22 protein-coding genes and 3 pseudogenes are annotated in these 23,007 nt (G+C 61.1%); 11 read left to right on the top strand and 14 right to left on the bottom strand.

Annotated features, from left to right (window positions below; genetic code table 11):
• Positions 1 to 24: 24 nt before the first annotated feature.
• The gene (locus GGD65_RS12285; RefSeq protein WP_183235422.1) at positions 25 to 942 is read right to left on the bottom strand and encodes a hypothetical protein; all 918 of its coding nucleotides are present in this window, start codon (positions 940 to 942) and stop codon (positions 25 to 27) included.
• A gap of 114 nt (positions 943 to 1,056) precedes the next feature.
• Between GGD65_RS12285 and GGD65_RS12280 the strand changes: the two genes are divergently transcribed.
• A complete protein-coding gene (locus tag GGD65_RS12280; RefSeq protein ID WP_183235421.1) occupies positions 1,057 to 1,323 on the top strand; it encodes a helix-turn-helix domain-containing protein in 267 nt (88 codons plus the stop codon).
• 85 nt (positions 1,324 to 1,408) lie between these two features.
• Here the strand turns inward: GGD65_RS12280 and GGD65_RS12275 are convergent, their stop codons facing one another.
• Positions 1,409 to 1,804 (bottom strand): hypothetical protein, encoded by a 396-nt coding sequence (locus GGD65_RS12275; protein WP_183235420.1) that lies wholly within the window; start codon positions 1,802 to 1,804, stop codon positions 1,409 to 1,411.
• Between the two features lie 249 nt (positions 1,805 to 2,053).
• Here GGD65_RS12275 and GGD65_RS12270 point away from each other — a divergent pair, with 249 nt between their 5' ends.
• The 5 genes from GGD65_RS12270 (at position 2,054) to GGD65_RS12250 (ending at position 7,451) form a co-directional block, all read left to right on the top strand.
• Positions 2,054 to 2,905 carry a YqaJ viral recombinase family protein gene (locus GGD65_RS12270; protein WP_409362740.1) on the top strand — a complete coding sequence of 284 codons (852 nt, stop codon included), beginning with the start codon at positions 2,054 to 2,056 and terminating at the stop codon, positions 2,903 to 2,905.
• Entirely contained in the window at positions 2,889 to 4,031 is a 1,143-nt protein-coding gene (locus GGD65_RS12265) for an ERF family protein (protein WP_183235418.1), read from the top strand. Before GGD65_RS12270 ends, GGD65_RS12265 begins: the two co-directional genes overlap by 17 nt.
• Positions 4,028 to 4,606 (top strand): hypothetical protein, encoded by a 579-nt coding sequence (locus GGD65_RS12260; RefSeq protein ID WP_183235417.1) that lies wholly within the window; start codon positions 4,028 to 4,030, stop codon positions 4,604 to 4,606. The genes GGD65_RS12265 and GGD65_RS12260 overlap by 4 nt, the downstream gene beginning before the upstream one ends.
• 264 nt (positions 4,607 to 4,870) lie before the next feature.
• The gene (locus GGD65_RS12255) at positions 4,871 to 6,547 is read left to right on the top strand and encodes a recombinase family protein (RefSeq protein WP_183235416.1); all 1,677 of its coding nucleotides are present in this window, start codon (positions 4,871 to 4,873) and stop codon (positions 6,545 to 6,547) included.
• Positions 6,548 to 7,244: 697 nt separating this feature from the next.
• A complete protein-coding gene (locus GGD65_RS12250; protein WP_183235415.1) occupies positions 7,245 to 7,451 on the top strand; it encodes a hypothetical protein in 207 nt (68 codons plus the stop codon).
• A gap of 456 nt (positions 7,452 to 7,907) precedes the next feature.
• Here GGD65_RS12250 and GGD65_RS12245 read toward each other — a convergent pair whose 3' ends face one another.
• Positions 7,908 to 8,045 carry a hypothetical protein gene (locus tag GGD65_RS12245; RefSeq protein ID WP_183235414.1) on the bottom strand — a complete coding sequence of 46 codons (138 nt, stop codon included), beginning with the start codon at positions 8,043 to 8,045 and terminating at the stop codon, positions 7,908 to 7,910.
• A 283-nt stretch (positions 8,046 to 8,328) separates the two neighbouring features.
• Between GGD65_RS12245 and GGD65_RS12240 the strand changes: the two genes are divergently transcribed.
• Complete coding sequence (locus GGD65_RS12240; RefSeq protein WP_183235413.1) at positions 8,329 to 8,535, top strand: hypothetical protein; 207 nt, start codon at positions 8,329 to 8,331, stop codon at positions 8,533 to 8,535.
• 64 nt (positions 8,536 to 8,599) lie between these two features.
• Here GGD65_RS12240 and GGD65_RS12235 read toward each other — a convergent pair whose 3' ends face one another.
• On the bottom strand, positions 8,600 to 9,160 hold the full coding sequence (locus tag GGD65_RS12235; protein ID WP_183235412.1) for an HAD-IIIA family hydrolase: 561 nt from the start codon (positions 9,158 to 9,160) through the stop codon (positions 8,600 to 8,602).
• Between the two features lie 265 nt (positions 9,161 to 9,425).
• Between GGD65_RS12235 and GGD65_RS12230 the strand changes: the two are divergent.
• Together GGD65_RS12230 and GGD65_RS12225 are read left to right on the top strand one after the other, a co-directional pair.
• Positions 9,426 to 9,668: pseudogene (locus GGD65_RS12230) on the top strand (single-stranded DNA-binding protein); the annotation flags it as partial.
• The gene (locus GGD65_RS12225) at positions 9,665 to 10,228 is read left to right on the top strand and encodes a hypothetical protein (RefSeq protein WP_246783252.1); all 564 of its coding nucleotides are present in this window, start codon (positions 9,665 to 9,667) and stop codon (positions 10,226 to 10,228) included. The pseudogene GGD65_RS12230 and the gene GGD65_RS12225, both read left to right, overlap by 4 nt.
• A gap of 1,234 nt (positions 10,229 to 11,462) precedes the next feature.
• On the opposite strand, the gene GGD65_RS40155 is transcribed toward GGD65_RS12225, so the two are convergent.
• Complete coding sequence (locus tag GGD65_RS40155; RefSeq protein WP_246783272.1) at positions 11,463 to 12,596, bottom strand: acyltransferase family protein; 1,134 nt, start codon at positions 12,594 to 12,596, stop codon at positions 11,463 to 11,465.
• A 210-nt stretch (positions 12,597 to 12,806) separates the two neighbouring features.
• Positions 12,807 to 13,396, bottom strand: a pseudogene (gene cpsB, locus GGD65_RS12220) (mannose-1-phosphate guanylyltransferase/mannose-6-phosphate isomerase); the annotation flags it as partial.
• On the opposite strand from cpsB, the pseudogene GGD65_RS12215 reads away from it, so the two are divergent.
• Positions 13,391 to 13,719: pseudogene (locus tag GGD65_RS12215) on the top strand (UPF0104 family protein); the annotation flags it as partial. The pseudogenes cpsB and GGD65_RS12215 sit on opposite strands and share 6 nt — an antisense overlap.
• Before the next feature lie 26 nt (positions 13,720 to 13,745).
• Here GGD65_RS12215 and GGD65_RS12210 read toward each other — a convergent pair.
• The 5 genes from GGD65_RS12210 to rfbG form a co-directional block, all read right to left on the bottom strand.
• Positions 13,746 to 14,630 (bottom strand): glycosyltransferase family A protein, encoded by an 885-nt coding sequence (locus GGD65_RS12210; protein ID WP_183235411.1) that lies wholly within the window; start codon positions 14,628 to 14,630, stop codon positions 13,746 to 13,748.
• A 63-nt stretch (positions 14,631 to 14,693) separates the two neighbouring features.
• Complete coding sequence (locus GGD65_RS12205; RefSeq protein WP_183235410.1) at positions 14,694 to 15,482, bottom strand: class I SAM-dependent methyltransferase; 789 nt, start codon at positions 15,480 to 15,482, stop codon at positions 14,694 to 14,696.
• Between the two features lie 42 nt (positions 15,483 to 15,524).
• Positions 15,525 to 16,430: an alpha-1,2-fucosyltransferase gene (locus GGD65_RS12200; protein ID WP_183235409.1), complete on the bottom strand. Its 906-nt coding sequence runs from the start codon at positions 16,428 to 16,430 to the stop codon at positions 15,525 to 15,527.
• Between the two features lie 16 nt (positions 16,431 to 16,446).
• A complete protein-coding gene (locus GGD65_RS12195) occupies positions 16,447 to 17,388 on the bottom strand; it encodes an NAD(P)-dependent oxidoreductase (RefSeq protein ID WP_183235408.1) in 942 nt (313 codons plus the stop codon).
• A complete protein-coding gene (gene rfbG, locus GGD65_RS12190; protein ID WP_183235407.1) occupies positions 17,375 to 18,481 on the bottom strand; it encodes a CDP-glucose 4,6-dehydratase in 1,107 nt (368 codons plus the stop codon). The genes GGD65_RS12195 and rfbG overlap by 14 nt, the downstream gene beginning before the upstream one ends.
• Positions 18,482 to 18,678: 197 nt before the next feature.
• Between rfbG and GGD65_RS12185 the strand changes: the two genes are divergently transcribed.
• On the top strand, positions 18,679 to 19,872 hold the full coding sequence (locus GGD65_RS12185) for a polysaccharide biosynthesis protein (RefSeq protein WP_246783251.1): 1,194 nt from the start codon (positions 18,679 to 18,681) through the stop codon (positions 19,870 to 19,872).
• On the opposite strand, the gene GGD65_RS12180 is transcribed toward GGD65_RS12185, so the two are convergent.
• From GGD65_RS12180 to GGD65_RS12170, 3 genes are read right to left on the bottom strand one after another with little or no spacing between them, the layout of a single operon-like run.
• On the bottom strand, positions 19,855 to 20,733 hold the full coding sequence (locus GGD65_RS12180) for an NAD(P)-dependent oxidoreductase (protein WP_183235406.1): 879 nt from the start codon (positions 20,731 to 20,733) through the stop codon (positions 19,855 to 19,857). The two genes, GGD65_RS12185 and GGD65_RS12180, sit on opposite strands and share 18 nt — an antisense overlap.
• A complete protein-coding gene (locus GGD65_RS12175) occupies positions 20,730 to 21,431 on the bottom strand; it encodes a nucleotidyltransferase family protein (RefSeq protein WP_183235405.1) in 702 nt (233 codons plus the stop codon). The genes GGD65_RS12180 and GGD65_RS12175 overlap by 4 nt, the downstream gene beginning before the upstream one ends.
• Entirely contained in the window at positions 21,428 to 22,987 is a 1,560-nt protein-coding gene (locus GGD65_RS12170; RefSeq protein ID WP_312017698.1) for a glycosyltransferase family 4 protein, read from the bottom strand. Before GGD65_RS12170 ends, GGD65_RS12175 begins: the two co-directional genes overlap by 4 nt.
• Between the last annotated feature and the right edge of the window lie 20 nt (positions 22,988 to 23,007).

The following is a 23,007-nucleotide window of genomic DNA, read 5'->3' as shown; positions in this document are numbered from 1 at the left end:
GCTGGGTAGTCTCTGATCGGTTGGCTAGGCGAGCCTCTCCATCACCCAATCGTGCAGCCCGAGCCGCATGATAGTCGAACCTAACTCGCGACCGGTCCAGACGTGAATGTCGGAGCGGTCGTCGGGGACGCTGAGCGCCCCCTTCGGCGAATGACAAATGAAGAAGAACCGGTCGAACTGCTCGGTGGCGTCCATCCGGCGGATATAGGCGTCCAAGGTCTTTTGGCTGGCGGCAGACTTGACCTGAACTGCTGCCCGCTCGTTGATCACCGCATGCTCCAGCTCAAGGTCAACCAGCTTTTTGGTGCCGCCGAGCACGGAGACTCGATTCCAGCCACTGCGCGCAAAGATGATGTCAACAAGGGTTTCGAAATCGGCCCAGTGCAGCAGCTGCGTCACCTCGAGCAGCGCGGTTCGGGCTTGGCTTGCCTTTGCGACGATCGGCTCCTCGATGCCATTGATCCGCCGTAGCAGGTAGTCCTGCGCTTTGACGGCACAGATCGTCCGACGATAGCTGGCGACCTTGGTTAGCTTGGTGCTGAGCGAGCATATTTTGAGCGGTGTCCCATTGATGTCGGTGTTGCGCCACCCGGCGATGGCCGTCCTGAACCGTTCGCCTGGACGCGTTGGATCAGGTTTGACCCAGGTGACCTCTCGCTCCGCAAACGTCCACCACAAATGATCGCGCGCGATTGTGATCCAAAGACACCTTTCGTCCAATTCGTAGAAGTCGGCGACTTCCTGCGCGTCGCGCCCCGCCGCTTGTGGCGATCGGCCCAGCGCAATCAGATGCGCGATGATCTTCGCCCGGTTGCCGTCAACGGCAAGTTCATGGCTGACCGAACCATAGCCGAAGTGCAGCTCAGCACGGTCCCGGCTGCTCTCCCACCGGCCGCCAGCGCCGAGCTTGATGTACCGAACCGCCGTCGCTGAAACCTTCATCAGGTGCCCCGTAGCTGCCATCACTGATAGCGCGGGCCACCGAATTTATCCAGTTTTGGGATAATCCAAGTTCGGGATCAAGTTGTCCGCCGCCGATTCTCTGGCCCGGCGGTCATGCAAAAGTCCCTGAGAACCGCGCAACATGCCCGCCTGATCGAACTTCTTGTCGCAGCGCGACAGCAGGCCGGCATTCGCCAGCATGCTTTGGCCAAGATGCTCGGCCGGCCGCAATCGTTCATCGCCAAATACGAAGGCGGCGAACGGCGGATCGACGTCGTGGAATTTGTCGCCATCGCCCAGGCCCTGGGCGTTGATCCGTTAAAGTTGTTCCGGGACTTTCTGTCGGCTCGTGGTTCGGCGCCGAAGCAGCCCAGGCGCTAAGCCCATCATCTGCGAGCGCAGTCGAGGAGCGTTGCTGGTAGCCATTGAGGCGGTGATTTCCAGAACGAAGCCAACTGACCTTGCCTCACTCGCGCTCGAAGCTGAGCAAGCGAAGCGTCCGCTTCTGTTGCACCAAAGCAGCCCGGTCGTAGCGCTCCAGGCCTTGAAGGCCTTTCAGATCTGCCGCCAGCGGGCAGGTCAAAAGTGCGCCTAACATCGCCTGCCGCATGCTGCGGATCCGCAGCAGCGCGAGCTTGGAGCGCGCCAGCGCCATCGCCGCATCGGGCGTGACCGGATGCCCGATCCCCGTAGCAATCGCGACGGCAAGATTCTCCGCCTCGGGAGGATCGCTGATAATGCTTCGCGCCAGCCCATGGCGCAGCGCGTTGCGGCTGGACCTCGTCTTTCCAACCGCCGTTTTCGGCCCCGTGCTGCGCTTGGCGTTGCTGCGATTGGCTTCGATCTGTCGAATGGACACCATGTCCGAGGCCCTCGGCCGATGCTGATCGTGGCGGCCGGAAGCTCGCTCCAACGCATTGAGAGATCAAGGGTTTTCAAGCCCAAAGAGCAGCAATTTTGCTGCAGAAAGGACTGGCATTCCCACGCAAAAGGAGCGTTAATCATTAAACCGGCCGGCGGGCCCTTGGCCCCGGTCTCTCCCCTCGCAGTGGCGGGGCTTTTGGTGGTGCGGCGGCAAGCCGCGTCAACCCAGGAGAGACCGGTGAGCACGATTGCATCCGACGGCGCCGCGGCGCCCCACTCCGTCATCACCTTCAACCGCCACGACCGCCGCGCCTTCATCGGCGGCTCGGACGCCCGCATCATCATGGGCCAGGACCAGGACGAGCTCCTGCGTCTGTGGCGGGAGAAACGCGGCGAGATCGCGCCGCAAGATTTGTCGCGCAACCTGATCGTCCAGCTTGGCAGTGCCACCGAAGAGCTCAACCGCAGCTGGTACCAGAACGCCACCGGGTATGCGATCACCGACATCCAGAAGCGGGTGCGGCACCCCGTCCATGCCTGGATGGCGGCCACGCTGGACGGCATTGTCGCGCCGACCGGGGCGGTGTTCGAGGCCAAGTTCATGCTGCCCTGGGCCTTTACTGAAGAGGCGGCGGCCGAGAAGCACATGGCGCAGCTGCAGCACAACATGTGGGTGGTGGCGGCGCGCGCGGCCGTGCTCTCAATCATCACCGGCGGCGGCAAATGGGTCGAGATCACCGTGCATGCCGACCCGCTCTACCAACACCTGCTGCTGACCGCGGAAAAGAAGTTCTGGCGCTGCGTGCAGAGCGGCGAGCCACCGCTGCTGTTTGGGATCGAAACTCCACGGCCGCGGCTTGCCGCCGTCAAGGTCGTCGACATGACCGCGTCCAATCTGTGGGCCGAATGCGCGGCGACCTATCTGCGCACCCGCGAGGCCCATGGCGAGCATGAGCTGGCCAAGACCGAGCTCAAGAAGCTGCTGCCGGAGGATGCCAAGGAGGCGTTTGGCCACGGCGTTCGCGCCAAGCGCTCCAAGGCCGGCGCCGTCAGCTTTGATCCGGTTGAGATGGAGGCCGTCCATGCACCAGGCCAGTGAGCATATCGGCGCGATCGCGGCGGCGCTGGCCCGGGCGCAAGCCGACCTAACCAACCCGGAAAAGACCCTGACCGCTCAGATCCGCTCGCCGTTCCTGCGCGATGACGACCGCACCTTTCGCTACGCCTCGCTGGCGAGCGGCCTCGACATCGTGCGCAAGACCCTGAGCCAGCAGGAGATCGCCACCATCCAGACCACCCGGGTCGAACAGGTCACCGGCCACATCCACCTCACCACCCTGCTCGCCCATTCCTCCGGCGAATGGATCTCCTCGGACTGGCCGGTCTGCGCCGCACGGGACATCGAGGCGCCGCACCGGATGGGCGCGGCACTCACCTACGCCCGACGCTACGCCCTGTTCGCGCTGGTCGGGATTGCCGGCGAGGATGATCTGGACGCCCCGGATACGGCCGCCGGTTCCCCCGCACCACCTAACCTCAAGGCCTCGCCCGGCAAGGGCGCTCTCAACCGGGCCCCGGTGTTGCGGCCGGGAGAGTCCGCCGCACTCCGGGAGCAGCTGTTGCGCCAGCTCGAAGCGCTGCCCGCCAGCACCGATCTGCTCAGCTGGGCCATGGCGAGCCTCCCGCTCAAGAACAGCCTGCAGGAGCCGGATGCCCGGCACGTCGAGGCAGCTTATCAGGCCAAGCTTGAGGACGCTGGCCGTGCTCAGGCCGAGCAGACCGCCGACTTAGGTGACGCGGCAAGCCTGCCAGCGGCGCCTGCTGCTGACGCCGAGGCCGCGCTGCAGCCAACGCTACCCGAGGCCGGGCTCGCCTATCCCAAGGAGCCGTCCCGCAAACGCAGCAAGGCGCACCTGTTGTTTGTTAGGGAGCAGCCCTGCCTGGTGTGCCAGCAAACCCCGTGCGATGCCCATCATCTGAAATTCGCTCAAGCCCGGGCGCTCGGCCGCAAGGTCAGCGATGAGTTCACTGTCCCGCTGTGCCGCGCGCATCACCAGGAGCTGCATCAGCACGGCAATGAACGGGCGTGGTGGGCGAACCTGCAGATCGCGCCGCTGCCGGTGGCGCAGGAGCTGTGGGCGGCGAGCCCCGTCCACGATCCCGCCAACGTCGCCGTCAGCGCCGCGTCGCTCGCGGCAAACCTGGATTCGGAGGCCGCCGGATGAACGGTCTATTCCAAACCGCGCGCGAGCTCACCGCCACGGCGCTCCCGGTCGAGTTTGCGTCCTTGGCGCCCCCGCCCCTGCTGCTGCCGGGCGAACAACTCGAACACCACCAGGCGCTCCAGCAGGCGATCTTTGCCGACCTCGCGCCGCGGTCCGCCATCGAGTGGCTGCTCGCCATTGACGTCGCCGAGCTGTCCTGGGACATCCAGCGCTACCGCATGTTGCGGCACAAATTGCTCGAGACCTATCGCCAAAACGCGGTTGAGGCGGCGCTGCGGCGCATCGACATGCTCGGAATTGATCCCGAGTTCGAAGCGGAGGCCGAAACCTACACGCTACAGAATGCCCTGAGCTGGCGGTGTGATCCGGTCGCTGCCTCCGAGATCGACGCGCGCCTCGCGACCTATGGCTTCGACCAACACGCCATCACCACCGAAGTCTACGTTCAGGCGCGCGAGGTCCTGGTCTTGTTCGAGGGGCTGCTCAACGCCGCACAAACCAAGCGCATGCTGCTCCTTCGCGAGATCAGGAATCAGCGCTTCCTCAATGGACCGCTGCGCCAACCGCGCGTCTGAGGGGAGACCGAGCCAGAGCGCCAGCGCGACTGAGACCCGTGCAGAAGCCGGCGGCCCTGGCAAGCGGCGCATTGCATCTCTATCAACCGGGCCGGCATGATGCGGCTTGCGTTGCTCGGCCGAATGGTCGCGACCGAGCGCTAGAATCGAACCAACCCTTCGCAGGCGCAATACGAAGGCGACACTTTTCCAAGAGATCCTTCTTGAAGAGCTGAGTCCTGAGGAGTTCTATGCCGCGGTAACCTGCGTCGGACGAAGGTGAAAATGAGTAATGCGCTCATCGTCCACAAAGCCCATCTGCCCAAGTCGCTCCTCGGAGTACGGGCAGCTCAATATCTCCGCATGTCGACCGACCGGCAACAATACTCGATTCAAAATCAGGCCGCCGTCATCGCGGCGTACGCGCACGCCCATAACTTCACGCTTGTCCGCACTTACAAGGACGAGGGCGAGAGCGGGTTACTGATCAAGAACCGGACCGGGCTGCTTCAATTGCTGGAGGATGTCGAGAGCAACCAAGCCGGTTTTGGCCATCTCCTGGTCTACGACGTCAGCCGATGGGGACGCTTCCAGGACGTTGACGAAAGCGCGCATTACGAGTTCGTTTGCAGACGCGCTGGCATCAAGGTTGCCTATTGTGCTGAGCAATTCGAAAACGACGGCAGCATGCTTGCGAGCATCGTCAAGAACATCAAGCGGGTGATGGCGGCCGAGTACAGCCGCGAGCTTTCGGCGAAAGTCTACGCCGGTCAATGTCGGTTTGCGCGGCTCGGCTACAAGCCATGCGGTCGCGCCGGCTACGCTCTGGTGCGAGAGCTCGTCGATGAAAAGATGCAAACCAGACGTGTGATGAGGAAGGGGGAGCGAAAGTACATCCTCACTGACCACATTCGCATAAGACCCGGTGCCCCGAAGGAAATCGCGGTCGTGAAGTGGATATTCGAAAGATTCTTGGAGGTCAGATCCGAGACGGTCATCGCTTGGGAGCTCAACCGGAAAGCGCTCGCCTCGAGCACTGGCGTGCCATGGACCCGCGCTGCGGTCGGCATTGTTCTTAGAAATGAGAGCTATATCGGAAACCTCGTCTTCAACCGAAAGTCTCAAAAGCTACGGCAGGCGGCAGTGAGGAATCCGCCTGAACAATGGATCAGAACCGAGGGCTGTATCGAACCCATCATCGATCGCGAGGTCTTCTTCAGAGTCAAGAAGATCATCGAGGAACGCCGCGTTGATCTCTCCGAGCAGGAGATGCTTGTCCGGCTGCGCCGAACCCTACTCAAAGAAGGCCGTTTGACCCCGGCCATCATCGATCGAACACCGGGATTGCCCTGCTCGGCGACCTGTCAAATACACTTTGGCAATTTTCGAAACCTCTATCGATTGCTCGGTTACACACCGAAGCGGAATTACGAATATCTCGACGCTCGTCCTCTCTGGTCCGAGTTGAGGTCAAAGCTTGTCCAACAGGTCGCCGCCGCGATTAGGGCGGCAGGCGGGCGCATTGGTTCGGGCGGCTGGAGCGATTGCCTGCGGGTGGACGGAACCGCCTGTCTCTCCGTTAGGGCGGCCCGCTGGACCCCTGGTCGAAAGCCAAGCCATGCCCCCCACTGGAGCATTCAGCGCGAGACGTGCCTCCCTGACGGCTGGATTGCCGCTATCCGGCTAGCCGAGCACAACACAACCGTACTCGATTACGTATTGTTGCCGACCGACGGCAAAGTAAGGCGCACGATCCGCTTTTCCGAATCATCGCGAGCGCGGCGGGGAATTGCGAGCTTCAAGACGATCAATGGCCTCGTTCACGCCATCACCCGACGACTAACAAAGCCGGATCCAGCCTCCCGCGCCACGCAGAAGCCAAGGAGCAAGCGGCCGAAAGCACCTCATCTCAAAACCAGCAACATCCACCGACGACGTCGACGTCCGCCAAACCGCTTTTAAGAACTTGTGCCGACGCTCAGGGTCAGCTTTGATGCTCGCATTTAGGATATGCCTACAACGAGTGTCCAGTATGAGTGTTAAGTCGATTGTCGCGAAAATCCTAAGGGACGAACTCACCTCTTTGGGTATCCGGTCGCTGACTGTCCAGGAGTCGGAGAGGATCGCTGCTCGCATCTTCGAGCGGATCACTGAGCTCGAATTGGAGCTTGCCGCTCGTGATTTCGCTTCCGTAAGCCCGGATCGCGACTAGCCTCTTTCTCGTTGTGTTGCTTCGACGAGCAGCCATGCAAGTATTGGGGCGCCTCCGAGCCGGCCCGACTTCCGTCGGCAAGTTGCAGAGGGCGGAACACGTCAGGCTCGAAAGGGGGTACCGACCGGGCTGCTGCCGGGTCAGCAATCTCAGCTATCGGCTGCTGTAAATCACAACGCCGTCGCCGCCGGCCGCATGAGCAAAAAACAAACAAGCCCTCCCGTTAACGCTGGCGAGCCACCGTGCTAGGGTCAGTTGGCGACCACTAGCGCGGTCGCAATCTCAGTTAACTCCCGCCGGCTCCCAAGTCGGCGGGTTTTTCTATGAACAGGACCGATGAGAGACGCCGGTCCAGACTGTCGGACATTAACTTAGCTTTAACACCCGTTGTGCAGCGGCGCCGTCTCATATAGACAAGGCCTTCAGCATCAGTTGCGTTTGAGAGTCATGATTACGTACAAACAGTACCACATCGAGCGATTTGAGCACAGTCCGCGAGGCTGGGTCGCCCGCATCACGCGGGCGGATGGCCAGAACATCCGCACCATCCTGCCGGCTGCTGAACATCCCTACCTTGATACGAAGCCCACCGCTTCCGCCGAGGAAGCCGAGAAGCTCGCCAAGGAAGGCATCGACTTCGGCGGAGTGGTTTAACGGGCCCCTCGCGAGCACGTCTGCACCTTGCAGCGATCTCGCCGCAGCGCTTGGAGAAATCGTTCCAGCCTATCACCTGCGGCTCATAGCGAGACACCCCGCTTACCCAGCCACGCCAGCGCGGCGGAGCAAACGGCTGAAAGCAAAGCGGTCCAAAACCAGGACCGTCCGCGGGCGGCACTGATAGAACGCAGATATAAGAAAGCTCCAAGAAGCTTCCCGTAATTCCTTCGGAATTCTCCGTTAAGCTTGGCTAGTTCCGGCAGATCGGACAAAGCCTTGCATTCGTCGGCCATCGGCTGGGCTCCATTAGCGGCTGGATCAGCACCTCATAACCACTGTTTTGCCCGACGGAGCAAGCGAAATTTCGGTTTTTCGACAAGGCTGCGTATGCTGACCGATGGACCCTTCTGCGGCGATTTGCGTACCGAAATGCCGCTCAAGTCGCTTAGGCGCCTATCGCAGGCTCGAATCCGGCCAGTGAGGAACTTCATCGGTGGGGCGGGATCGACGCAAGTTCTGCCGCACCATCGCATAGAGCACAAAAAGACCGATGGTGATGGCGACAGCCAGCAGCGGGAAAATGTAGTTCATGCAGCCTCCAAGACCTTGAATACTACAGCGCTAATTAGACCGTCCAATCGGCGCGATGCTCCGCGGCCTGAAACCCCACTATTGAATCTTCCCGCTTCGATGGTCCAGCCCCGTGGTCCTCATCCTTATTTCGCTTCGCGCGCTTGAGCGCCCGCCTTTGCCGCGACAGGGCAGCCTTCTCATACGGCTGCAAGGTATCTCAATGGCTTTGGTTCAGCGCCCTCAAGCACTGCCAAGATCAAACTTAACCTAAGAGCTCGCAGGCGATCCTGTCGACTCTAGCTTGAGCCAGATCTTGAAGCGCGGCTTCCATATCCGCCCCTTTGAACTCCCCCGCAAGGATTACATCGAAGCCGGCGCAACCAGAACCAGCGGCTTCATCCCAACGCGAGAAACCATGCCGATAGGCTTTACGGCTCGATGTCGCTTTGCCAGCGCTTGTTTGCGGGCCGGTATCGATTGCGCGATTGGCTTCCATTTGTCGCTCTGACACCAACTTGCCTCCTTGATCTACTTAGCAATCGATGGCTCGGTTGGTCGCGAAGTTCAGGGCCTCAATCCTCCGTTCCTGCGCCTCCCCGATGCGACCGTGATTGATCCGGAGCATAGGACCGATCCGTCAACAACGGGACAATGAACGTATGGAGGTTTGATCCATCAAACAGATAGGCTGCTATTCCGGCCTCTTGCGCTGCAGCGAGATCGCTCTGCTTGTCGCCGATCAAAAAGCTAGCATCGATGTCCACTACGTACCGCTCAAGCAGAACTCTAATCATCCCCGGTTGCGGCTTACGGCAGTTGCAGAGGACACGGTAACGCTCAACCAAGCCCTCGGGGTGGTGTGGGCAAAATTCGAACGCATCGATATGCGCACCAGCTATAGCAAGCTCACGCGACATCCACTCGTGCAAGCTGCGAACATGCCGCTCCTCGTACAACCCCCGCGCAATTCCTGATTGGTTCGTCACGACAAACGCAAGATATCCGGCGTCATTGACCGCTTTGACGGCCTGTTGGGCTCCCTCTACCCACCGGATCTTGTCTGGATCGAAAGCGTAGCCGTCGTCCTCGTTGAGGACCCCATCACGATCAAAGAAAACTGCCGGACGATTCAAAGCTCACTGGCCCAAGTTGGAGGTACTCGCCGATCTTCCGACAATCACCGGTTCATTTCAACACGGCCGCTAGGTAGAATTGCTTTGGTGCGGAGATTGGCTTCGTTTTGTTGCTTTGATGCTGGTCAGCCTTCTCTCGTCCTTGCCCTAACCGCGTGAGAACAAGATTCAATCCTGCCGCCAAAACCATTACCAATGTTGCTGCAGAACGGTTGGCATTCCTCGGCGATTGGACGTTACTGGTTCGACCGGGCGCCAACACCCCGCCCAGCCGCCGGCGCTGGGGCGCAAGGTCAGCGATGAGTTCACGGTGCCGCTGTGCCACGCGCATCACGAGGAGCTGCATCGGCACGGCAACGAGCGGGCGTGGTGGGCCAACCTGCAGATTGCCCCACTGCTGCTCGCACAGGAGCTGTGGGCGGCGAGCCCGGTCCATGGTGGGGCCGAGGGCGCGGCCGGCGCCACAGCCGTCCTCGCCAACCTCGGCGCGGAGCCCGCATCCCGATGAACGGCCCGTTCCAAACCGCCCGCGAGCTGACCACCACGGCGCTGCCGGCGGAGTTTGCGGCCTTGGCGCCGCCGCCCCTGCTGCTGCCCGGCGAACATCTCGACCATTACCACGCGCTGCGACAGGCCATCTTCGCCGACCTTGCGCGCCAGTCCGCCATCGAGTGGCTGCTCGCCATCGACATCGCCGAACTGTCCTGGGTGATCCAGCGCAACCGCATGTTGCGGCACAAATTGCTCGAGACCTCTCGCCAAAAGGCGATCGCAGCGGCGCTACGGCACATCGACATGGCCGGGATCGATCCCGACTTCGAACCCCAGGACTACACGCAGCAAAATGCCCTGAGCTGGCGCACTGACCCGATCGCTGCGACCGAGATCGAAGCGCGCCTCGGCCTATGGCTTCGATCAAGACGCCGTCACCACCGAAGTCTACGTCCAGGCGCGCGAGATCCTGGTGCTGTTCGAAGGCTTGCTCAACGCCGCCCAAACCAAGCGCACATTGCTGCTGCGCGAAATCAGGCATCAGCGCTTCGTCAGCGCACCGATGCGCCCGGCTAGCGGAGCAGACGATCGCTCTTCTGAGTTTCGCCGCTTGCGCTCCCCGAAACCGCAGTGTCGGATTACCAGGCGTATTGCCGAAGCTGAACTGGTGGTGCCGGTATTGCTCCCAACTCGCGCGCATTGAGCGCAATTCCGCCCTCCCGCGGCGCGCTGGACCAGATGCTCGACGACCGTTGAAGGAAGCCACGATCCCTTCCTCGGGGCGTTCTGGCATCTCTTGGAACAAAGCAAGCCACCTCAAAATTGTTGCTGCATGAAGTGGCTAATCGGCATCGTTGCGGTCCTCCTGCTCTGCCTTGTGGTCTATATCGGCTCGGCATTCGTTTCGACTTTGGGCCTCGTTTCGGCAGTGCGTAGCGGCGACGCTCCGGACACCCAGCGTAACGCATTTGGTTCGAACACGTAGCCGTCGTCCTCATTGAGAACACCGTCACGATCAAAAAATACTGCTGGCCTCATGAGATCTGATGTCTCAAGCCCAGCGATCGCACCGATCTGTTCCGACAAATGCCGGGTCAATTCGATGCCCTCTTTCTTTCGGAAACCATCTTGCACTTGGCATAGCTCGTCGTCCGACTAGATTCTGTTACTCTCATCGGGGAACGTCATCAAGTCTGCACCGAGTGTCGGGAAGCGCTATGACCGACCTTCGGCAGGTCAACTTCGATCCCGCAAACGGGGCACGCCACTTCTCAGCCCCTTGTCATTTACCAGCCTGTCGCCGGATCGAGCAATGTCAATCGATCGACCGCGAAACAATCGAGTGGAGTGGTGAATTTCTTACCGAGCTCGAGATACCACCGGCTACGCTCAGCCGCATCGACGTGCGTCGCACCCGACCTTCTCATGCTCCCAGGGCGGCGAGAGTGAACAGACGCTCGCTTAGATAATCCTCCAAAGACGTCGCCAACCAGGGGCGCTTCGTCCCAAATTAGCATCGCCCCCAAGATAGCCTGCAAGTCCATCACCCAGCACGTCATTCAACCATTCCATCGTTGCCTCACTTCGCTACGCGAGATGGCTACTTTGCGGGGGGCTGGACAGCCGAGTTTGCGCACATGACGCGGGTCTGAAACGGGCTTTCGGACCGCGAACGGCGAAACGGATTGATCAGCATCGCGCGTCCCCTCCTCGGCCCTTCGCCATGGCGCAATCCAGCCTAGCACGGACGCGGCTCTTTTGGGAGGCCTGGACCAGTTGTGGTGCCGGCGCCGCGTCCCTGCCACACACTTCACGGCGCAGCACGCCCAATCGGCCTCGCATCAACCGCGACGGGAGCATGATCGGCAAGACGCGAACCTTGCGACAATAGGCTTTGCCGCTGGCCAAAGAAGATCCAGGCGGTCCATGAATTCAGTCTCAGCACCGTCGAGACCGCCAGGCTGTACAATGTCGGAGCGATGATCGGAGGCCACGTTCCGAGAAAATGAAAATGGATGGCATAGATATCCAGGGATCGCTGGCCAAGAAACACCAGCAAGCGCTCCAGGAAGGCTGGCAAGCGGGGATAGATAATTCCTGCAACATCGACGAATGCCAGCGTACCGGCCATGGCGACGATCATGAGGTAGATGCCATTGATCGACCGCGGATGCCCCCAGGAAGGCGGGAAATAAGCGACGAGCGACGACACGTCGGTGCGGTGCCAGAAGGGAACAAGCGCCAGGAAAATCACGTAGGGAAGCGGACGAAGAATAGCCGGCAAACCGCGCGAAAGCCCGATCTGGTAAACGAGGCCGGCGGCAACGTAGGGAAAGTGCAGCCGTGCAAGATAAAGACCAAGCCCGCTGGGAAGACAACGACTGGCGTAGTTCACAAGGACAGTTGCAACGATGAAGGCAAGAGCCTGGGTCCTACGATCGTCCCAGGAGATGAACCAGTTTTCCGGACCCAAGCGACGGAACGCAACCACGAGCAGGCCTGCCGCCGTCAAGCCAATGCTGCATTCGAAAAGAACGGGCAGAAACCACAGCCCATTGTCCGGATATTGGATGACCTTGACCATGTAGGAGACAAAGTCACCCGAAGGATTCAGCGCGTAGCTGACAACAGCCCAGGTGAAGAACGGAATGAGAAGACGCTGCGCCTTCTTCCAGAGGTCAAGGCCGAAGACGGAAACATCGATTTGCGCGGTGACGTGCCGTTCCAGGACTTGCCGCTTGAAGAAAAACGCTGCCGTCATGCCCGACACGAACATGAACATCGGCATGTGGAATGCGTAGATGAATTTGAACGGCCAGTAGTCGTCAAAATCCGGCGTAGCGCCTTGGAACGTATGACCGGCCACTACGGTGAGGATCGCAAAACCCTTCAGGCAGTCGAGAAATCCATCGCGAACCGCGGGTTGCGGCAATCTATCGGACATGCAGCCTCTTTGGAAACCAAGCGCAGCATAACAGCAACATCCGGAAAAGTATGCTGCGGGTTTCCAAAAGGAGCAAGCCGAATCAAAGACCAAAGCGCGATGGCGGTTCAAAACACTTTCTTTGCGTCTTTTGATTCGGTGTCGTCGGCTTTGCCGGCCTGCGAACGGTATTCCAAGATAACGCCCCGCGAATTCCGCTTCACGAGCGGCGTAGTCGTCCTCGATGCGGATGATGTCGTCCTCGCCGAGATAGCTGCCGGTCTGCACCTCGATCAGTTCCAGCATGATCTTGCCGGGATTTTCAAGCCGATGCGCGGCGCCCATCGGGATATAGATCGATTCGTTCTCGTGCACGGTCTTGCTCGTTGACGGTGACGCGCGCAGCGCCCGCACGACGATCCAGTGCTCGGAGCGATGATAGTGCTTCTGCAGCGACAGCCGCTGGCCCGGCTTGATGATGCGCTTGACCTGATGGCGTTCGCATTGTCGACCGACTGGTAGTTGCCCCAGGGCCGGTGCACCTTGAGATGATCGACGGTGACCTGCGGCGCCACGCTCTTGAGTTTGCCACAAGCCGCTTCAGGCCGTTGGCGTCCCTCTGCCGCGACACCAGCACGGCGTCGTGGATCGCCACCATGACGAGGTCGTCGACGCCCTCGAGTGCCACCAGCGCCCCGTCGGTCGCATCCTTGCAATTGCGGGAATCCTCGAACACCGCCGCACCCTGCGCTGCTACCCTCGCCGTCCTTGTCCGACAGCTCCCACACCGCGTGCCAGGAGCCGACATCGGACCAGCCGCAGGGCTCACCATTCACGTGCTCGCGGTGGTGATCGTCTGGTGCTGCGTGCGCTCGATCGCAGCGGCCGGCGATTGCGAGCAGCTGTTCATGCTGACCCCGCCGTTCATCACCATGATGCCGATCTTGATCGCCGGTTGGGAGGAGCGCGAGGCGACCATGATGGTGGCATTCGGCTATGCCGGGCTCGCCCAGACCGACGGCACCGTGGTGTCGATCCTGTTCGGCGCAGTCTACTTCATCGTGGCGCGCCCGGCGGGCTGGTCTGGATCTCAGCGGAGAAAGCGTCAGGCCATATCGAGGTAGCTCACGCCGTAGAGGACTGATCGCGCGCCGACGTTAGGTCGGCCCGCTATGCCGCGCATGGACCGGGATTTCCGGCGAGGTTCGTGGGCGCCAGCAGCATCTGTCGAAGCTCCCGCCACTGAGGCGCAATCGCCGGCGAAATCGGCCTCAACCGACGAAGTTGCATGGATCGGTTCAGCCCAGTGCTTACGGTCGCAATATCGACCGCCGCCTTGACGATGTGGTTTGTCATTCCTGCGAGCACCGGCAGGATTTCGCGGGTCGCAAGCCCATGGCGCCAGAGCGATCCCATGAAGGTCAGGCGGCCGGTAATCAGTTTCCTCAGGATGAGCTGATCCTGGCGATAGGCGAGCAGCACGGCATCGACGGCGCCTAGCCTGGAGTGTCGGAAGCTGCGTAGCAGGAGATCCTGGTCTTCCGCATAGCCGATGCTGGAATCGTATGGGTTGTCTCTGAACCAGGTCGCGCGCCCGCACCAGGTAGGGTGCGGAAACGGAAAGCCGACAAAAGGCCGCGCCACGATGTCCTGATGGACATGACCGACCGGCAACTCGCCGACGAGCTCACCCGCGCTGGTGAAGACCACGGCCCCGCAGCCGATAAGATCGAGCCTGGGATCCTCGCGCAACCTCGCGGCCTGCCGGGACAGACGATCCGGGAAGCAGATATCGTCAGCGTCCATCCGCGCAATGAACTCGCCGCGGCTGAGCGTGACCGCCTGATTCAGTCGGACCGCAAGACACGACGTGCTCGCCTCGCGGACCAATCGAATGCGCGGATCGTTGAAGCCGGCGACGATTGCGCCGCTCTGATCGGAGGAACCGTTGTCGATCACGATCAGCTCGAAATCCGCAAGCGTCTGCTGCAGCACCGAGCGCACGGCCGCCCCCACGGTCGCGGCGCTGTTGCGCATCGACATGATGACGGACACGAGAGGCGGCCGATCCAGGCTGCTCATATTAGGCGGGCGATCGCAGCAGTTTTTGCGCTGGCATCACATCGTGGCCAACAGCGTCATGCCCGGCAGCCCGAGGCCTGATTTGATGACGCGGAAGCGCGAGGGGAATCTTTCCATGATCTCCTCGACGGCGCGTGCTGGCCCGACATTGTAGTTCGATTCGGCGGATTGAAAGAATGTGTCATGCGCCAGCGCGCTCGCATCAGGTACGGCCGAAAATATCTCGTTGAGCTCATCACGAACGGATTCATAGGCATGATCGCCGTCGACGAAGAACAGGGGTCGCCGCGGCCGGCCGAGCTTCTCCCATTGATCGAGCGCCACCTTTACGCCGTTGCCGCGATGCAGATGAACCTTGTCGATGCCTCGGACCAGGCGGCCGTGTTCCTGACCGGGATGCTCGACATGCGCGACATCAGGCGGCAGATCGATGGAATGAATTTCATAGCCCAGCTCGAAAGCCTGATCGCATTCATAGAAGATCCGGGCGGAGACGCCGATGTGTGTTCCCCAGTCGAACACCACCGACGGTTTGAGGCGGCATGCCGCGGCCGTCATGAGCAGCAATTCATTTAGCGGGTACGGGTGCGTGCCAACCACTGGTACGATCTTCTCCAAAAGGAAGCTCGAGAGCGTCCAGAGATCGACCTCGAATTCGGACGCCGTGGAATTGCGGACCGGATCGGGCCAGGAGGGCGCGATTTCAGTTGTTGCGATCCGACCCGGAACAGAAGCCCGCAACGCGGGCTCCAGCTCCGCTGTTGCATTGGCTTTCTTGTCTTTCCGACCCAGCCTGCGGATGATCGAGCGAGCTGTCAGTTGCACGTTAATCTCCTGGTAAAGTTTGCTGGCTTCCCTCGCGAATGATCAGACCAATATCCAGCCGACCGGGTAAAGATCGGCCGTATTGACTTTCCTCAATTCATTTGGCGCGAACCACGCCCGCGGCGCAATGACCACCTTGTCCTGCGCGCCGTTGAGCCAGGCGCCCCACCAACTGAAGGAGCTGTTTGCTATGATATGATGCCGGCAACGTGCCATCAGCGCAATGTCTTCCCAGGGCCGCTCCGGATCGCCACGGACGTGAACGAGGCGCGATTTCGGAACGAAACTCAGGATCTGTTCCGCCGCGGCAGGATCATCGGAGAATACGAAAAGCTCCGTCCCCTCGCCGATCTCTCCTTCGAGGCGGCCGAGCGCCTCGCTGTAGTAGGGCTCGCCCAGAATGCCGTGGAATTCGGCCGTTCCAGGATTGAGATAATCGCCGCGCCGGACATGCACCGATATCGGCAGCCGGCTGGCTTCGATGCGCGAAAGCACGTCGGCGGCGGCGCCGCCGAACGGCTCGCGGGGAGAAAACCAGCCACGCAAGCTCTCCGTGATCGAGCCAAAATAGCGCTCGCTCTGGAAATAGCCGAACAGCGAGGTCTGCGGCCCGAGCGCCTCGAACGCAGCGTCGTAGTGGAAATGCGGCTCGCGATATTCATGCGGCGACGGCGCAAGCTTCGGCAGGCCGGCCCGCCCGAGCAGCCAATCGATCCGCCCCTTCCATTTGACGCGCGTAAAATTTTTATCGGGCTGCGGCACAATTTCGGCTTGCGCCGACGAGGCGTCGGCCTCCGGCACAAGCAGGCGGTCCAGCAGAAACGAGCGGAGCGCATAATTGCGGAATCCGCTGAGGTCGAGGGCAAGTGGGACGCCGTGATGCTCCGCAAGCGCCTTGCCGGCCGCATATTGGAACATCTGGTTACCCAGCCCGCCGATGAGAGACACCGTAATCACTTGGCACCTATTCCGCTGACTGGGCGCGGCAAAGCACGGCGACCGCAGCACGTACGCCTTCATCAAGCTCGACCGAAGGCTGCCAGCCGAGTTCCGAACGAAGCAAATCTGGCGAACCGACGAGCCAAGGCTCGTCGTCCCTGCGCATGTTGATTGCACCGAAACCGAGCAGGGACGCATCCGCGCCCATCGCCGCCGCGACGCGCTCGGCGAAATCTCGCACCGAATGGGCGCGACCAGTAGAAACGTTCCAGGTAGCGATGCCACCTTTGTCGCGACAATGTGAATCGGCCCGAAGCATGGCCTCGATAACGTCGTCAATGTAGACGAAGTCGAGGATCTGCGTGCCGGCCGATATGGCAACCCGCTCGCGTTTCGTCAGGCCGCTGACGAGCGCCGGCAGAAGCCTATGAGGTGCTTCACCCGCACCATAGACCTTGAAGAGACGTAACAGCCGGAAATCGGTGCCGTTGCTTTTGGCGATCGCGCTTGCCATGAGTCCGCCGGCCGCCTTCGATGAACCATAGAGCTTGCCCTGCTCTAGGGGCGAATCTTCCGTAAGCGGTTCCTGGGTCGATGGACTTCGATACTCCGAAAAGGTGCCCGCCATGATCATCCGCGCACGCCATTCGGTACAAAGCCGTACTAGGGTCGCCGGTAGCTCCACATTGATACGAATCATCTCATCGATGTCGCGGTGGTTCGGTCGGACACCATAAGCCGCCAGATGGAAGACCGTGTCGAAGGGGGCATGAAGCAACCGCCGCAAGCCCGTCTCGGTGAAATCGTGGCAGGCAATAACGCTGATCCGGTCGTGCCATTCCGGCGGCAGCGCGCTGGATGATCTCGCCAAAACCGTGACGCGGCTGCCTTCCGACAGCAGGCGAGCGACGAGATGAGCCCCAATAAAGCCCGAGGCGCCAGTGACGAGAACGTTAACGGTCGGCATGATTCCTCAAGGCGTTACGATAGTGGTCGATTTGCCGATCGGTGATTTGCGCAGCGTCTGCTGGATTGGCTGTAAAATCGCGATACCAGCCAGCGCTCAGTTCGATCGTATCCTTGAAGGATAAAGGGGGCGCCCAACCCAGCAGGCTTCGAGCCTTGGTGCTGTCGAGATGGAGGAAGCGTGTTTCGGGGAAACTGCCGGGCGCATAGGCAATTTCCGGCGTTGTCCAGCTAGCACTGAGCTGTTCGACCAAATCCCGAACTGTCCGGGCGGCCTCATCGCTCGGACCGAAGTTCCAGTTGTCCGCGGCCAAGCGGTCGCCGCCCAACAGCCGAGCCGCGAGCACCAGATAGCCATGGACCAGCGCCATCACATGCTGCCACGGACGCACCGCCCCCGGGTTGCGCAGCGAGATCGGCTGGCGCTTTGTCACGGCGCGAACGAAGTCCGGGACGATCCGGTCGGCCGACCAATCGCCGCCGCCGATGATATTGCCGCCGCGGGCGTTAGCGATGAGCACGCCATTCCCGCGCTCGGCCAGCGTCGCGCGGTAGGAGGCTGCAACCAGCTCGGCGCAGGCCTTGGAGGCGCTGTAGGGATCCTTGCCGCCGAGCGGATCCTGCTCACGATAGCCCCACACCCAGTCCTGGTCGCGATAGACCTTGTCCGTGGTGATGCAAACGACGCACTTGACGTCCGGCGTGAGTCGCGCCGCCTCTAGCACATGCGCGGTGCCGAGCGCATTGGTGGCGAAAGCCTCGATCGGGTCCGCAAAGGATTTCGAGACCAGCGGCTGCGCCGCGAGGTGAATGACGACCTGCGGCCGATGCCGTGCAATCGCGTCGCGGACCGTGGCGAAATCGCGGATATCGCCGATGGTCGAAGAGATACCGTCTGCGATGTTTGCCGCCACGAACAGGCTGGGCTCGGTCGCAGGTTCAAGCGCAAGCCCCGCGACATCGCAGCCAATGCGCTTCAGCCAGCTGACGAGCCAGCCGCCCGTGAAGCCGGTGTGCCCGGTCACGAATACACGCGCTCCCCGCAATACGAGCTCGAAGTCGAGCAGAGGAGATTCAGGGCTAATGGCACTCATTTACGACCTTGCAGAATGGACACCGATCACCTTAAAGAGAGCACGGGCTGACGAAAAAGTGGCGAATGGGAGCCTGCTCGAGGATCGCCCGAGCCGGGATTCCGACCTGCCCCCCTTTAGCAAGAATGGGACATGCTATGAAAGCCTTCTCAGGCAACGGATTGATGGACACGGGATCCCTGTTCTTTGATCCCGCCTTGAGCCGCCTGACGACAGGTCGGACGACCTCGCTTTTTGCCGAGGACATCAAAGCGCGCCATGCCGAGCTGAGGGCGGCGATCGCCGACCGACGCATCCTGGTCACCGGCGGCGCCGGAAGCATCGGCAGTGCCACGCTCGAGCTGCTGTTCCCTTACGGCCCTGCCGCCGTTCACGTCATCGACCTTGCCGAAAACGGCCTCGTCGAACTGGTCCGCGACTTCCGCTCGCGCCCGCAGTCGCTGGTCAGCGGCGAATTCCGCCTGCTGCCGATCGACTATGGCAGCGCCGCGACCGAGCGGCTGCTGCAGTCGGAGCCGGCTTACGATCTCGTTTTGCACTTTGCCGCCCACAAGCATGTTCGCTCCGAGAAGGACGTTCCATCCGTCATTCAGATGCTGGATACGAACGTGATTAAGATGCATCGTTTCACCAAATGGCTGCAGAAGTACGGCCACGGAAAGCGCTATTTTGCGGTGTCCACCGACAAGGCAGCGAATCCGACAAGCCTGATGGGCGCCAGCAAGCGTCTCATGGAGCACGTGCTGTTTTCGATCGGCGGCAATGGCTCCTCGGTCACCTCGACGCGGTTTGCCAATGTCGCCTTTTCCAACGGCAGCTTGCTGCAGGGCTTTCTCTACCGACTGGCTCGCCGCCAACCGTTGGCCGTGCCTCGCGAGGTACGCCGCTATTTTGTTAGCCCTAGGGAAGCGGCAGAGATTTGTCTGTTGACCGCCGGCGCCGCCGAACCTGGACACATCACCTTTCCCCGCCTCGATCCGAACGAGCATTTGCGGCCGCTGGTCGACATCGCCGTGTCGTTACTCCAGGAACTCGGTTTGCAGCCTGCGTTCTACGAGCACGAAGGGGAAGCCTGCGCGGCAACGGAGGCCCAGCTGAAACGCGGCTCCTATCCCGTCCTGCTGACGCCGCTCGATACCAGCGGTGAGAAGCCGTATGAAGAGTTCGTGGCGGTCGACGAGACGCCGGCACCGACCATATTCGCGGCGCTGAGCGCGTTGCGATATGTGCCCGCCCCGGTTCCCCTTGAGCCGGCCCTGACGTTTCTCGACGAGATCGCAGCGGACGCCAGCATGAAGCTGGAGAAATCGGACATCGCGCGCCACGTCGCGTCGGTCGTACCCGGCTTCAAACACATCGAGACCGGTCGCAGCCTAGACGACCGCACCTGAACCGCCACGAGCTTTCGCGTGGGTAACCACGTCACGGAGCCCGTCCCGGAGTGTGATCGACGGCGACCAACCGGCTGCATCCCGAATCGCGGTGATATCGGCGATCACGTCCGGTATGTCGTTGACCCGCCGGTTGCCGCGACTGACAAAGGGCTTGCTGACATTGGCGGCGCTGCGCACCATCTCCGCCACTTCCGCAACCGAATAGGATTCTCCGGAGCCGATATTGAAGGTGCCCCCGAGTTTGGGGCTCCTGCGTAGGCTTTCGATCGCGCCGATGACGTCGTCGAGATGAACATAGTCTCGCCTCGGCGTTTCGTCCTCCACCACGATGGCGGCGACGTCCGGATCGATCGCCTGCTCCACAATGCGCGGAATGAGAAAACTCGCCGATTGTCCCGGGCCGTAAATATTGAAAGGACGCACGATCATCACGGGCATCTGCAGGCATTCGAAGAAGAAACGGCAGGCTTCTTCGGCAGCGCACTTCGATAATGCATATGGATTGTTCGGCTTCAGCGGCGCGGTTTCCGATAACGGCAGGCTTTCCGGAATGCCGTAGCAATAGCCGCTAACATGGATCAGCTTGGCGTGAGTTCGACGGCAATATTCCAGAACGTTGACCGTCCCGAGCGCGTTGACACGGTAAAAATCCGCCGGCTCGCTCCATGACGCCGGCACATAGGTTCGGCCCGCGAGGTGAATGACCCAGTCAACCGAGACGTCGGGAAAAGATCCGGCCGCCACATTAAGGATGTCGCGTCCCGGCGCCAATACGTCAACGTCCGCGTCTTTCAGGAACCGAACGAGCCTGCGGCCGACGAAGCCGCTGCCGCCCGTGACGAGCACGCGGTCTGTCATAAGAAGCGCTCTCGGTCCTTCTCGAATTCGATGGTAGCTCGTTCGTAGTCGTCTGGTCGGCCGATATCGAGCCAATAGCCGTCATGCCTTTTGACATTAACGGGCTCGCCTTTCTCAATGAGCTTGAGCATCAGCTGATCGAACCCAAACGGGCCGGTCGGTGGAATATAGTCAAGCACACGACGATTGACGGCATAGATGCCCATGCTGACAAGCTGAGGCAGCTTCGGCTTCTCGCGAAAATTCACCAGGCGCTCGCCTTCGACCCCAAGAACACCATAGTCCAGGACCTGATCGCGACTGGTGGCGCCGATCGTGAAGATCGCGCCCGACGCAACATGGTCCGCAAGAAACCACGACAGGTCGAGGTCGCTCAACACGTCCGCGTTGATGACCAGGAAGTTGTCCGGCAGATCGTCAATCAGTCGAAGCGGAGCGATCGTCCCCAACGGCTCGTTTTCCAGCGAGTATTTGAGCTCCAATCCCCAGCGCTCGCCGCTGCCGAAATAGGCCTGAATCAACTCACCCATGTGATTGATCGCCAAAGTGGCCCCGTCGTACCCCGCGTTCGCAAGCTTGCGGATCACGATCTCGACGATCGGCGTATCGACCAGCGGGACCAGCGGCTTCGGAAGCGTCAACGTGTACGGCCGCAGGCGCGTCCCGCGACCGCCGGCCAGGATAACTGCGTGTTTCATGCTACACTCGAAATTGGCTGCCCGAGCGGATCCAGCGCTGGCTGTTCCGGGGACTGCAGGTCAGTGATTCGGATATCGGGCGTTTTGCCCGAAAGAATGTCTTCATAGTACCCGGCAACGACCTGCCAGGTGAAGTGTTTGCGCCAACGCTGCCGTCCGGTCGTCCCTAACCGGGCAAGTATGTCCGGTTCGCGCATGCAATTTCCCATCACCTTGGCCAGGTTTCGCGGATCGACGCGGGTATAACCGAGAGTATCCTTGGTGGCTTCACAAAGTAGCCCGCCCCCGGTCCAACGCACGATCTCGTCGGCATTGCCGACCGGAACCGTCACGAATGCCGTTCCGGCGGCGGCTGCCTCGTACAATACCAGCGGCGAATATTCGATCCGCGAGGCGAAGACGAAGAGGTCGGCCGCCATGTAAGCCTGGATCAGCTCCGGCCGCGTCAGGTCGGTCAGGATCACCCGCTTGTGCGGCTGCGCGGAGGCCTTCGCTGCTATGCTCTCGATGCTCGCGACCGGTGCAGGTGGCGGCGCGGCTGCAGTAGCGATGTGCTCGCCTTCGGACTGGATATCGGAACAAGGGGCCGCTCCGACGGGCGCGGGCGGCTTCCTGCCAAGCTTCCGCAGAACCAGTCGCTTGATGCCAAGCCATCCTTCGACCCGCGCGATATGAATAACGCGCCTGAGGGCAGCGTCGATAAAGCGGGCGACGTGACCCAGCCGCGAGTTGACCAGACGGATAACGATAACCTGGTGCGACTTTTTCAGCCCCCGCCGCACAAGTCGTTGCAAGCCGCGCCAGCCTTCGCGCCTGATCACGGCGACCGCACGCGCAGCAAGGGTCATGGCAAAGCGAACGGCGGCCTTCACGTGCCGAAGATATCCGGAATCGATGGCGGGCCATCCCGCGATCGACATCAAAACCGCCGATCGTCCGCCTGTATCCAGGTGCAGGAACGCCTCGACGACGTCGCGATGGCCCTTGGCTTCGATCGGATTGCCGACGGTCATGAAGAGGAACGCATCTTCCGGTATCGCCATCCGCTGCCGAAACTCGGGATCTGCTTCCCGCTCGAAATCGGCCTCGCTGATACCGTTGGGCAGCACCGTGAAATTGGTCAGGCCGATGCTTCGGACGAAATCGATGTCGCGATATTTTTCGGCGTGGAAGACGAGATGATCGAACTTCCTGAGGATGTCCGGAAGCGCTCTGAAATAGTCCGCGAAATCGGGCTCGTAGAGACCCGAAAAGCCGCAAGGAATGAACACCTTGCGCGCCTTAATGTTGTCCAACACGGGCCACAGCGCATCAAAGCTCCATTGCTGCGCGGCCATGATCAGGATCGCGTCCATGGGGAACGTCCTAACGAACTCGCGATACGCCTCGATCTCGCCGCTTAGGCCATAGACGGACTTTCCGCCGGCGACGAACGCGCGAATCCTGACGCCGTTGACGACCTTCGATCGCCTGTCCGGATGGAAACTTGTGGCCACCGTAACGTCATGGCCCCGCGCGGCCATGCGTTCGGCGATCTGCCGCATGACCTCCTGCACGCCGCCTCGGTGTGGCGGAT

Source organism: Bradyrhizobium sp. CIR18, assembly GCF_014198295.1.
GTDB lineage: Bacteria > Pseudomonadota > Alphaproteobacteria > Rhizobiales > Xanthobacteraceae > Bradyrhizobium.
The sequence above is the reverse complement of the archived record's forward strand: the minus strand, read 5'-3'. Positions and strand labels throughout refer to the sequence as shown.